Origin of the sequence: Bacillus sp. FJAT-42315, from assembly GCF_002797375.1 — a bacterium.
Taxonomy (GTDB): Bacteria; Bacillota; Bacilli; order Bacillales; family Domibacillaceae; genus Bacillus_CE.
In genome coordinates, this window is sequence record NZ_KZ454941.1 from 3,080,436 (window position 1) to 3,092,396 (window position 11,961).

The window sequence follows — 11,961 nt, forward strand, 5'->3', positions numbered from 1 at the left end:
TGCGGAAATCGTATTTTTAGGATTCTTAGCCACCTTTGCTCTTTACGGCCGCTTCTTTGACTTTCTACGCTTTATTTCTGTTCCTTATTTCTCTATAATAGGAATAACTAAAGCATACATAGAAAGGCTGGTTGCAGTTTGGAACAACATTCATCAAATTTTATTAGAACGATTATTACGGAAGATTTAAAGTCTGGAAAGCGAGATCACGTGATTACTCGTTTTCCTCCTGAGCCTAATGGGTATTTACATATTGGTCATGCGAAGTCGATCATCATCAATTTCGGGTTAGCGGATGATTTTAAAGGAAAAACAAATTTGCGTTTTGATGACACAAATCCATTGAAGGAAGATCAGGAGTACGTTGATTCGATTAAAGAGGATGTCGAGTGGCTCGGTTATGAGTGGGATGAACTGCGTTATGCGTCTGACTACTTTGAAGAAATGTACGACAGAGCGGTTCTATTAATTAAAAAAGGCAAAGCCTATGTCGACGATTTAACAGCTGAGGAAATGCGTGAGTATCGTGGAACATTAACGGAGCCAGGAAAAGAAAGTCCGTATCGCAACCGCTCGATTGAAGAAAACCTCGACTTATTTGAAAAAATGCGCAACGGCGAATTTGAAAACGGCTCAAAAGTGTTACGCGCTAAAATTGATATGGCGTCTCCAAACTTAAACTTACGTGATCCAGCTTTATACCGAGTCTCTCATGCGAGCCATCATAATACTGGTGACAAATGGTGCATCTATCCGATGTATGACTTTGCTCATCCACTAGAAGATGCGATCGAAGGTATCACTCATTCTCTTTGTACGATAGAGTTTGAAGACCATCGTCCGCTTTATGATTGGGTTGTAAGAGAATGTGAAATGGAGCATCAGCCACAGCAAATTGAGTTTGGCCGTTTAAACATTTCCAATACAGTCATGAGTAAACGAAAATTAAAACAGCTAGTTGATGAAGGGTTTGTCGATGGCTGGGACGATCCACGTCTACCAACGATTTCCGGCTTACGAAGAAAAGGCTATACACCAAAAGCGATTCGTGATTTCATCGGTGAAATCGGGGTCTCTAAAGGCTCTGGTGTAGTCGATTCAGCAATGCTTGAGCATTTCGCACGTGAAGACTTAAAGCTGAAAGCACCACGAACTATGGGCGTGTTAAAGCCGCTAAAAGTCGTAATTACAAACTATCCAGAAGGTCAAGTAGAGTGGCTTGATGCAGAAATCAATCCAGAAAATCCAGAAATGGGCACACGGAAAATTCCTTTTTCGCGTGAAATTTACGTAGAGCAAGAAGATTTCATGGAAAACCCGCCGAAGAAATACTTCCGCCTCTTCCCTGGCAATGAAGTTCGCTTAAAGCACGCCTACTTCATTAAATGTGAAGAAGTGATTAAAGATGAAAACGGTGAAGTAATTGAGCTTCGTTGCACATACGATCCAGAAACGAAGAGCGGTTCAGGTTTTACTGGCCGTAAAGTAAAAGGAACATTGCACTGGGTCGATGCCACTCATGCAATCCCTGCAGAATTCCGTCTATATGAACCATTGATTTTAGACGCGGAAGAAAATGAAGAAACAGAAGGTAAGACATTCTTGGATTACGTGAATAAAAACTCGCTTGAAATCGTTGATGGCTTCATTGAGCCAAATATGAAAGATGTGAAGCCTCAAGATAAGTTTCAATTTTTCAGACATGGCTATTTCAACGTCGACCCGAAACATACAACGGAAGAAAAGGTCGTCTTTAACCGCATCGTCTCTTTGAAAAGCTCGTTTAAATTGAAATAATAAAATGCACATACAAGTTAGGGGTTGCTATCATACTATACAATGATAGCAACCCCTAATTTTTTTCTTTTGTCACTCAGCAACAAAAATGAAAGCGTTTTATTGTTTTCGTCGAACATTGTATATATATGTGACTAAATTGTAAAATTATTATGACATCAAAACAACTTCTGTAGGAGGTGCAACAACAATGGAAGCGTTAACTAGAGATTTTTTCTTATTTTTATCCAAAAATAATTTTCTTAATAAATTAGCTCAAAATAGCGGTGGAAATTTTGCTGCAGGAAAGATTATAGGTGGAACGAACTTCGAGAGCTCGATTAAATTTATTCGTGAATTGAACAAGCAAGGATTATCGGTTACAGTCGATCACCTTGGAGAATTTGTCGATTCAAAAGAAGTTGCAAACGAGAGAACAGAGGAATGTATCCAAACGATCGAAATGATCAGAAAAGAAAATTTAGATTCACAAGTTTCCTTGAAAATGACATCTTTAGGACTCGATATCGATCATGATTTAGTTGTTGAAAATATGACACGAATTTTAGATACAGCCGAAAAAAATCAAGTCATGGTAACGATCGATATGGAAGATGTGCCACGTTGTCAAGCGACACTTGATTTATTTAAACAATTTAAAGAAAAGTACCATTACGTAAGTACGGTACTACAAGCTTATCTTTATCGAACAGAAGCTGATTTAGAAGGTGTAAGCGATCTCAAACCGTTTTTACGTCTCGTCAAAGGAGCCTATAAAGAAGCTCCTGAACATGCTTATCCTGAAAAGAAAGACGTAGACGAAAATTACAAAAAACTGATTGGACAAAGCTTACTAAATGGGAACTATACTGCTATCGCTTCCCACGATGATCAAATCATCGAGTTCACAAAGGAGTTTGCCAAAAAGCATAACATTCCTAACGATCAATTCGAATTCCAAATGCTTTACGGAATGAGAAACAAGACTCAGCTTGAACTCGTGAAACAAGGCTACAAAATGCGAGTTTACGTACCGTACGGCCTTGATTGGTACGGCTACTTCATGAGACGACTAGCTGAACGTCCTGCAAATATCGCCTTTGTTTTCAAAGGTATGGTGAAAAAATAAAAGGAGCGAATGTCATGATCCCATATAAACACGAACCATTTACAGATTTTTCACAAGAAGAAAATAAAAAAGCATACGAAGAGGCGGTAGCCCTTGTACAAGGTTATTTAGGTCAAGATTACCCACTTGTAATCGGTGGAGAAAAAATCACGACAGAAGATAAAATCACTTCTTACAACCCAGCGGACAAACAAGAAGTCATCGGTCGCGTATCAAAAGCGAGCCAAGAGCTAGCAGAACAAGCAATGCAAGTTGCGGTAGAAACATTTGAAACTTGGAAGAAAGTAAAGCCAGAAGTTCGTGCGGATGTATTATTTAAGGCGGCGGCCATCATTCGTCGCCGCAAGCACGAATTCTCTGCTCTATTAACAAAAGAAGCAGGAAAGCCGATGAACGAAGCGGATGCGGATACGGCAGAAGCAATCGATTTCTTAGAATTCTACGGCCGTCAAATGCTACAAATTAAAGATGGTGTGAAAGTAGAAAGCCGCCCGGGTGAATATAACCGTTACGGCTACATTCCATTAGGTGTAGGGATCATCATCTCTCCTTGGAACTTCCCACTTGCGATCATGGCTGGTACAACAGTTGCGGCAATTGTTACAGGAAATACGGTATTATTAAAGCCGGCTTCCACTACGCCTATCGTGGCGGCGAAATTTGTCGAAGTAATGGAGGAAGCAGGTCTTCCAAAAGGCGTATTAAACTTCGTACCAGGAAGCGGCGCAGAAGTGGGCGACTACTTAGTCGATCATCCGAAAACACGCTTCATCTCGTTCACAGGTTCTCGTGACGTCGGTCTTCGCATCTTCGAACGTGCGTCTAAAGTAAACGAAGGTCAAATTTGGCTGAAACGTGTGATCGCTGAAATGGGTGGAAAAGACACGATCGTTGTCGATAAAGAAGCAGATCTTGAATTAGCGGCTCAATCGATCGTGAAATCAGCGTTCGGTTTCTCAGGACAAAAATGTTCGGCTTGTTCTCGTGCAGTCATCGTAGAAGATGTGTACGATCAAGTATTAAACCGTGCAGTAGAATTAACGAAAGAAATTTCAGCAGGTAATCCGTTAGAGCATTACATGGGTCCAGTGATTGACCAAGCTGCTTTCGATAAAGTGATGAGCTATGCGAAACTTGGTCACGAAGAAGGTCGCGTATTAACAGGTGGCGAAGGCGATGATTCGAAAGGTTACTTCGTTCAACCGACAATCGTAGCGGACGTAGATCCGAAAGCTCGTTTAATGCAAGAAGAAATCTTTGGGCCAGTTGTGGCGTTTGCAAAAGCGAAAGACTTCGATCATGCGCTTGAAATTGCGAACAACACAGAGTACGGCTTAACAGGTGCGGTCATCACAACCAACCGTGCGAACATGGAAAAAGCTCGTGAAGAGTTCCATGTAGGTAACCTATACTTCAACCGCGGCTGTACAGGAGCAATCGTTGGTTACCAACCATTCGGCGGCTTCAACATGTCAGGAACAGACTCTAAAGCAGGTGGTCCTGACTACTTACAGCTACACATGCAAGCAAAAACAACTTCAGAAATGCTATAACTTTTTTGGGTCAGTCCCCCAGTGTATTCACGCGTTAAAGGGGTGGGGGACTGACCCCCTCATCAAGAAAGCAAGGGGGTTTATATGTTGGATTATTCTTTAATTGTCTCTGTCATTGTGTATATGATTGGTATGCTGTTTATTGGTTATTTCGCTTATAAGAAAACATCGAATTTATCAGATTATATGTTAGGTGGGCGTGGATTAGGTCCAGCCGTTACAGCTTTAAGTGCTGGCGCTTCGGATATGAGCGGATGGCTCTTAATGGGATTACCTGGAGCTATGTTTGCGACTGGTCTTAGCTCTTCTTGGATCGTCATCGGCTTAACGCTTGGAGCGTGGGCAAACTGGCTTTATGTTGCCCCTCGATTAAGAACTTACACAGAAGTAGCCAATGATTCAATCACCATTCCAGGTTACTTAGAAAATCGCTTTAATGATCAATCAAAAATTCTACGTTTAATTTCCGGCTTAGTTATCTTAATTTTCTTTACTTTCTATGTCTCTTCAGGAATGGTTTCCGGAGGCGTATTATTCCAAAATACATTTGGAATGGAATATCACACAGGTCTTTGGGTTATCACGGCTGTTGTTGTTGCCTACACTCTTTTTGGTGGATTTTTGGCAGTAAGCTGGACTGATTTTGTTCAAGGTCTGATCATGTTCCTTGCCTTAATTCTTGTCCCTATCGTTACACTGATGCATATCGGTGGATTGGGCCCAGCAATTAATACACCACGTTCTATTGATCCAGCCCTGCTAGACATTTTTAAAGGCACGAGCTTTTTAGGTATTGCTTCTTTGTTCGCTTGGGGTCTTGGATACTTTGGTCAGCCTCACATCATCGTTCGTTTTATGGCAATTACATCTGTGAAAGAAATTAAAAAAGCACGCCGTATCGGGATGAGCTGGATGATTTTCGCTAGTATTGGCGCGATGCTAACAGGCTTCTTAGGTATTACTTACTATCATCAAAATGGATTAACACTTAATGACCCTGAAACAATTTTTATTAAGCTCGGCGAAATTTTATTTGACCCAATCATTACGGGCTTCTTAATTTCAGCCATTTTGGCAGCTGTCATGAGTACGATCTCTTCTCAATTGCTCGTTACATCAAGTTCCTTAACAGAAGATTTATATAAAACCTTTTTCCGTCGCTCTGCTTCAGACAAAGAGCTGGTTTTCTTAGGTCGTTTATCTGTTCTTCTTGTATCAATCGTTGCTTTGATCCTTTCTTGGGAAAAGAACACAACGATTCTCGATCTTGTTGGCTATGCTTGGGCAGGCTTTGGTTCTGCGTTCGGTCCAATGATCATTCTCAGCCTCTACTGGAAACGTATGACGAAATGGGGCGCATTAGCAGGAATGGTTGTAGGTGCCGTAACCGTTATTGTTTGGTCAAAGGTCGGGTTATCAGATATGTTATATGAAATGGTCCCTGGCTTTGCAGCAAGCTTCCTCTCCATCATCATCGTCAGCTTAGTTACTACTAAACCATCTTCACAAGTCGAACAACAATTTGACGAATTTGAGAAACAATTGAAAAAGGAAATATGATACGTTAACGTGTGAAAGGACTGGATCATTCCCAGTCCTTTTCATTGTGTCTGTGTATATTAAAGGTATAATTAAGTATATGATAATAGAGAAGGAGGAATATTGGATGAGTATGTTATTAGAAAAAATCCTTTCTCTAACTGATGTGAATGAGATTACAGAGTTAATTAGCCAATTTTTAAAGAAGCCTGTTGTGTTAGAGGATGAGCAATTTTCTTTACTAACTTATAGTTCTTATTCGATCGAAGCGTTTGATAAAGCAAATAAAGAAACGATTTTCTCGAAACGCTCGCCGATTCCTATTTTAGAGAAGTTCATCGAGGAAGGCATTATCGATCAACTGAAATCGATTACAGAGCCTTTTCGAGTAAAACAAATCGATGAAATCGGATTAAACCAACGTGTCGTCGTCAGTGCAAAATTCAAGGAGCAAATCTTCGGATACATTTGGGTACAAGAAACAGAACCTCTTCTTTCCGATGAAGAACTAGATTTTCTCCATCAACTCTCCTCGCATATCGGCATGCTGCTCTATAAGAAAAAGCAGCTAAACATGATGAAAAACAAAGAGAAAGATCATTTCTACAAAAAAATCATTGACCATGTCTATCAAAATGAAAATGAAATCAAATGGGAGGCCACCAACCAGAACCTCATCCTCCCTGCTACGTTTATCATCAACGTTTTCACTATGACGCAAGTAGATGACGACACCTTTGATGAACTAATAGAAACCGTGAGATTGTTTGCCAATGCTTTAAAACACCCCTCTCACCTATTCGTTGATCAGCAAAACATCGTTGTTCTCATCGGTAGCCGCTCAGCAAACAATAGCCATATTCATGAAAGTGCGATGGAGCTAACCAACACAATCTTAAGCCAATGTAAGGAACAAACCGTTTATGCTGGGATTGGAAACACATATTCCTCAATCTCAATGCTCAGAAATAGTTATTTAGAAGCATTAGAAGTGATTAAAGTCGCTAAATTTCTCGGTTCACCAACGCGAGTGTCCCCTGACTACACTAAGCTAGGCGTCTTTCGTTATTTAGAAGTCATTCAGCGCCATAATCACCAAACGCAATATGTAAATCCAGATTTAATCAAGCTAAAGAAAAAAGATCAAGAAAGCCAGAGCGATCTATTAAACACGGTCGAAGCCTTTCTAACAAACAATTGCCGGATGAAACAAACAGCGGAACAATTGTTTATCCATCCGAACACATTAAAATATCGGATGAAACAAATTGATGAATTAACGTCGATTGATTTTAATGATGTCCATGTCAGATGCCAATTATTTATCGATCTTCAACTGTTGAAGCGAGAAAACTCCCAATGAAAATAGATGACATTTTTATGAAAGAATGTCAAAATAGAGAGAGGAGGCGATTAGTATGAAAGTTTTTATCGGGTCAATTATCGTCATTCTATTGCTAGGCTTCGGCGTTTGGCTCATGCTGTCCCCCTCTTTTAAAAGAGTCGGTGACACGGCGTATAAGCTGAAAAAGAAATTGAAGGAGGACGACAATGGAAAACACGAACAACACAAAGGGTAAAAATCGCAAAATTATTGGTGGAACTATTATCGCGATCACATTAGCTTTAGGCGTACTCATACTTTCTATGTTTATCGAAAAAATTCCAAATGGCTATGTCGGTGTCGTCTATAGTCCAAATGGCGGTGTGCAAGAAGAAACGTTAGGACAAGGTTGGCATCTCGTTGGTCTATTCGATAAAGTGACGATGTACCCTGTCAGAATGCAAACCGTCAATTATAAAGACATTCAAGTCGCGACATCGGACGGAAAAAATGTTACGGTCGATTTCGCTTACAACTACAGCATCCAACCAGATAAAGTCGTTGATGTATTTAATAAATTCGGTCCGATTCCCGTAGAGCAAATCGAAGAATCTTACTTAAAAACAAGACTATGGGATGCTGGTCGTAAAGCGATTGCTAAATACTCAGTCATCGATACGTACGGAGAGAAATCGTCTGAAGCAGCCGTCAATGTCCAAAATTTGTTTTCTGAAGACATTGGTGACTTAGGCTTTGCAGTCGATAACTTAACACTAGGTGTGCCAAAGCCAGATAAAGCTACTCAAGCGGCGATTGATCAACGAGTCGGCGCAGCACAAGAGCTCGAAAGAAAACAAATAGAATTAAAGATTGCTAAAGCAGAAGCCGAAAAGAAAAAAATCGAAGCCCAAGGGATTGCCGAATACAATGAAATTATTAGAAAATCAATCTCTAAAGAAGTCATCCAAAACAAATGGATCGAAAAATGGGACGGCAAAATGCCAAAAGCAACCGGTTCTAATCAGTTAATTGAAATTCCAATTGATGAACCAGCACCAGCAGCGAAATAACTATGAAGAGGAAGCGATAATTTTTCGCTTTCTCTTTTCTTTTGAAAAATAAAAAAGAAGCCACCTTATGAGGCCACTTCTCCTCTTGCTATCGCATCCAAAATAAGCGAAGTATACACTTCTTGCCCTTCTTTCGATAAATGAACTTGATCCGAAATAAAGTAATGTGGATGATTTGTACTTGCTTCATACCAATCAACTAATGCGACGTTCTCAAAATCTCTAGCCACTTCCTTCAAGCTCGCATTCACTTCACGCTCCCAAGGACGAGGAACACGCGTATTGATGAGTAGAATCTCTTTTTCAGAATCAAGCGATTCCACCATTTCTATTAACTGCTTTTTCGATAATGGTCCATTCGATCCTAGACCGATAATCACCACATCGCCTAACTGTCCTTGTTGCTCCATCTGTTGAGCCATCTCGATTCCTTCCGACATTTGCCGACCAACTTCTGCATTCATCACAAAATCAGGCAACTGTTGCTTCAAGAGAGGATTGACCGCGATCATCACGGAATCCCCAATGGCCGTTATTTTTCGCAATTCTCGATCCTGCTCAAGTTGAGCGACAGCTTGTACGGATGAATCTTTGTTCTGTTTCGATGCTGGCTTTTGAACAGCTTCAATCGATGCTTTCTCCGTTTTCACATACTTGTCCGAATCAGCTCCAGAAGCCGGGACCATATAGATGACGAACGTGGAAACAATCAACACGAGCAGTGAACTACTAAAAGTCAACCAACGCGAAGTCGATACATCCTTCATTCCCCACTCTCCTGAACGCCAAGCTCGCAACCAACCGTCGATTCCGCCTTTTCTTATCGGTTGTTCCATCAATTGATACGATAAAGCAGACAAAGCGAAAATCAAAACAAGTTGAAGACTAGCTTTGAATAAATCTGTATCTACTCCTGCACCCGTCAATACAATCACAGGAAAATGCCACAAATACATCCCATAAGACCGCTCACCAATCCAACATAAAGGTTTGAAACTGAGCACCTTCCGTAAACGGCTAGCTGGATGAGCCAGCACTGCAACGATAACCGCCGTCGCAATCGATAAGAGCACCATGCCCCCACGATAAAGAAAGGTGTCATATTGAGTAGAAAAACAAACCATGAGAAAAAACAGCAACAGACCAAGACTACCCACAACATCTAGAAAGTTCTTTGGCATACCCTCTACCTTATGCGACAGCTTGCGGCTCGGCCAAACCATCGCTAATGCCGCCCCAATGAGCAGCGAAAACGCTCTCGTATCCGTTCCATAATACACTCGACTCGGGTCTGTACCAGGTTCATACATGAAAGCCATCAATAACGCTGACAAAATAGCTCCTAACATCGTCAAACTCAATAAAATGCGACGCTTACGTATATATCTCAAACCAAAAAAAATAACAACTGGCCAAATTAAATAAAACTGCTCTTCTACAGCTAACGACCAAAAATGCGTCAGCAAAGAAGGTTGAAAGTTGTCAAAATACGAGACCTCTTGAAACACAAACCACCAGTTACTTACATACAATAAAGCGGCTAATACATCTCCTCTTAAACGAACTAAAAAGGCTTGATCAAATAATGCCACATATGCAACGACCACAACAAGCATCATCAGCATCGCAGGAAGAAGCCTTCTTGCCCTCCGAACCCAAAACCGCTTGAAATCAATCCGCTGCGTCTGATCCCATTCCGTCAATAATAAATCGGTAATCAAATACCCCGACAACACAAAAAAGACCGTGACTCCTAATAGCCCTCCTGACGCCCCAGGAACTTCTAAATGATAAAAAATCACCGCTAACACTGCTAACGCTCTCAATCCGTCCAAACCATACATATAACGACGATTTCCTTTTATCGGCTCAGGCACACCTCTCACCTCTCGCACAAACGTTCATTGCCCTTCTTTTCTTACTCATAACCGCATTTTACTATGAAAGTCACTACATATTTTACCATTTGAATTCCAAATCATCAATGAAGCCAACTAGTCTTTCTAACCCAAAATTCCGACGGCTTTTTTCCACAATTTCCAACGCCTCTCATTCTATAATAAGACGGATAGAGGCGTAAAAAAGTTTGGATCGTTTTTAACAGGAAGATTTTTTCCTATTATTCTAAGCTTATGGTATAGTCTTTTTTAAAGATAAGGATTGAATGAACACTTTTTAACATAGACAAAGAATAAAAGAAAGAAGTGATAGATATGCAGCTATCGATTCGAGCAACTGGAACTAACGCACGAATGATTTCGCATTTATTAGCGAAAAATCCCAATAACGTGTATGAACGAAATCATAAAGGACATCTCGTTCGACTTTTTTATCAAGAATGTAATGAGCACGCAGTAGACGTGACGATTTTTGTCACACCTGATCCGCTAGAACTTGTAAAAAATTCTTCTCGTGCATATGATATTACGCACTATATTAATGATCGTGAGTTTGCGGTGAGTAGCATTTTCTGTTCCTTCGTTCGACCCGCGCTCGGCACAGCGTTAAATGGACAGCCAAAAGATGAATATAAAGAATGGGTCGATCATGTTTTCCCTTTCAAATTTAGCTTTGGCCCAGTGGCCTCCCCACTATCCGATAAACAAATAATCGAATTGTTTGAGCCACTCGGCTTTGAAACGGATATCTCCTATGGAGAGACCGACTACTCCTTTCAAATGAAGCAAGCAAGTTCAGCACGTTGGATTTCATTAACAGGAAACACAACGTTACAACAAGGGCTTCGACAACTGTTTGTATTAATTCCAGTGCTTGATCAATACAAGCATTATTATATTGATCAAGCAGAAATTGAAAAGTTAGAAAGGTATGGAGAAGGTTGGCTTGAACATCATCCATTAAAAGAGTTCATTTGGCGTCAAGCACTTATTTTTAAAGAAGTGTATAAACTTGTAGACAATAATATAGAAGAAACTCATGATGCCAACCATCAAAAACAAAAAGCCCCTCGTTTAAATGAGTTACGTTATGACACGATTATAGAAACTATAAAAATGATCGAACAGCGAGCAAGTATCGTCGACTTTGGCTCTGGTGAAGGAAAGCTTTCTACTCGCTTAGGCTTTCTACCAGGAGTGAAAGAGATTTTAGCAGTTGAACCGTCAGAAACTGCTACGCTTCGAGCACTTGATCGATATGAAAAAGCAGCAAAGCACTCAGGATTCACCTCCCCTACTCCAGTATGGGGCTCCCTCTTTTACTTTGATGAGAGATTAAAAGAAAAAGATATTATGATTTTATGCGAAGTGATTGAGCACATCGACGAAGAGCGATTGCCAAAAATCATGGAGATAATTTTCCGTGAATACAAGCCAAAGACACTCATTATTACGACGCCAAATAAAGAATATAACGAAGTATATGACCTAAACGAAAGCTTCCGACACGCCGACCATCGCTTTGAGTGGACAAGAGCTGAGTTTGACGCATGGTGTGAAGAAAGAAGTAAACCTTATCCATACGAACGAGCATTTGTTGGCATCGGCGAATCACATGAACAATATGGCTTCCCGACGCAAATGTGTATATTTACTAGAACTGAGGTGTAAC

The 11,961-nt window shown here is 40.6% G+C and carries 9 protein-coding genes; 8 read left to right on the forward strand and 1 reads right to left on the reverse strand.

What is annotated here, in order from left to right; translation table 11 throughout:
• Nucleotides 1-138 precede the first annotated feature (138 nt).
• The 7 genes from CEF22_RS15125 to CEF22_RS15150 all read left to right on the forward strand — a co-directional run bounded on the left by CEF22_RS15125 (nt 139) and on the right by CEF22_RS15150 (nt 8,391).
• A complete protein-coding gene (locus CEF22_RS15125) occupies nt 139-1,797 on the forward strand; it encodes a glutamine--tRNA ligase/YqeY domain fusion protein (protein WP_100403513.1) in 1,659 nt (552 codons plus the stop codon).
• 190 nt (nt 1,798-1,987) lie between these two features.
• Nucleotides 1,988-2,905: a proline dehydrogenase family protein gene (locus CEF22_RS15130; protein WP_100403514.1), complete on the forward strand. Its 918-nt coding sequence runs from the start codon at nt 1,988-1,990 to the stop codon at nt 2,903-2,905.
• A gap of 14 nt (nt 2,906-2,919) precedes the next feature.
• The gene (gene pruA, locus CEF22_RS15135; protein ID WP_100403515.1) at nt 2,920-4,458 is read left to right on the forward strand and encodes an L-glutamate gamma-semialdehyde dehydrogenase; all 1,539 of its coding nucleotides are present in this window, start codon (nt 2,920-2,922) and stop codon (nt 4,456-4,458) included.
• 84 nt (nt 4,459-4,542) lie between these two features.
• On the forward strand, nt 4,543-6,018 hold the full coding sequence (gene putP, locus CEF22_RS15140; RefSeq protein ID WP_100403516.1) for a sodium/proline symporter PutP: 1,476 nt from the start codon (nt 4,543-4,545) through the stop codon (nt 6,016-6,018).
• 106 nt (nt 6,019-6,124) lie between these two features.
• Nucleotides 6,125-7,360, forward strand: coding sequence for a PucR family transcriptional regulator (locus CEF22_RS15145; RefSeq protein ID WP_100403517.1), 1,236 nt, complete (start codon nt 6,125-6,127; stop codon nt 7,358-7,360).
• A 55-nt stretch (nt 7,361-7,415) separates the two neighbouring features.
• A complete protein-coding gene (locus CEF22_RS18745; protein WP_170941864.1) occupies nt 7,416-7,577 on the forward strand; it encodes a hypothetical protein in 162 nt (53 codons plus the stop codon).
• Complete coding sequence (locus CEF22_RS15150; RefSeq protein ID WP_095479454.1) at nt 7,549-8,391, forward strand: prohibitin family protein; 843 nt, start codon at nt 7,549-7,551, stop codon at nt 8,389-8,391. Before CEF22_RS18745 ends, CEF22_RS15150 begins: the two co-directional genes overlap by 29 nt.
• A gap of 65 nt (nt 8,392-8,456) precedes the next feature.
• On the opposite strand, the gene CEF22_RS15155 is transcribed toward CEF22_RS15150, so the two are convergent.
• A complete protein-coding gene (locus CEF22_RS15155) occupies nt 8,457-10,268 on the reverse strand; it encodes an acyltransferase family protein (protein WP_100403518.1) in 1,812 nt (603 codons plus the stop codon).
• Nucleotides 10,269-10,604: 336 nt separating this feature from the next.
• Here CEF22_RS15155 and CEF22_RS15160 point away from each other — a divergent pair, with 336 nt between their 5' ends.
• Nucleotides 10,605-11,960, forward strand: coding sequence for a 3' terminal RNA ribose 2'-O-methyltransferase Hen1 (locus CEF22_RS15160; protein WP_100403519.1), 1,356 nt, complete (start codon nt 10,605-10,607; stop codon nt 11,958-11,960).
• Nucleotide 11,961 lies beyond the last annotated feature (1 nt).

Excerpts from the sequence above, each read along its gene's own strand:
- CEF22_RS15130 (WP_100403514.1), top strand. The coding sequence starts at position 1,988 with ATGGAAGCGTTAACTAGAGATTTTTTCTTATTTTTATCCAAAAATAAT.
- pruA (WP_100403515.1), top strand. The coding sequence starts at position 2,920 with ATGATCCCATATAAACACGAACCATTTACAGATTTTTCACAAGAAGAA.
- putP (WP_100403516.1), top strand. The coding sequence starts at position 4,543 with ATGTTGGATTATTCTTTAATTGTCTCTGTCATTGTGTATATGATTGGT.
- CEF22_RS15145 (WP_100403517.1), top strand. The coding sequence starts at position 6,125 with ATGAGTATGTTATTAGAAAAAATCCTTTCTCTAACTGATGTGAATGAG.
- CEF22_RS18745 (WP_170941864.1), top strand. The coding sequence starts at position 7,416 with ATGAAAGTTTTTATCGGGTCAATTATCGTCATTCTATTGCTAGGCTTC.
- CEF22_RS15150 (WP_095479454.1), top strand. The coding sequence starts at position 7,549 with ATGGAAAACACGAACAACACAAAGGGTAAAAATCGCAAAATTATTGGT.
- CEF22_RS15160 (WP_100403519.1), top strand. The coding sequence starts at position 10,605 with ATGCAGCTATCGATTCGAGCAACTGGAACTAACGCACGAATGATTTCG.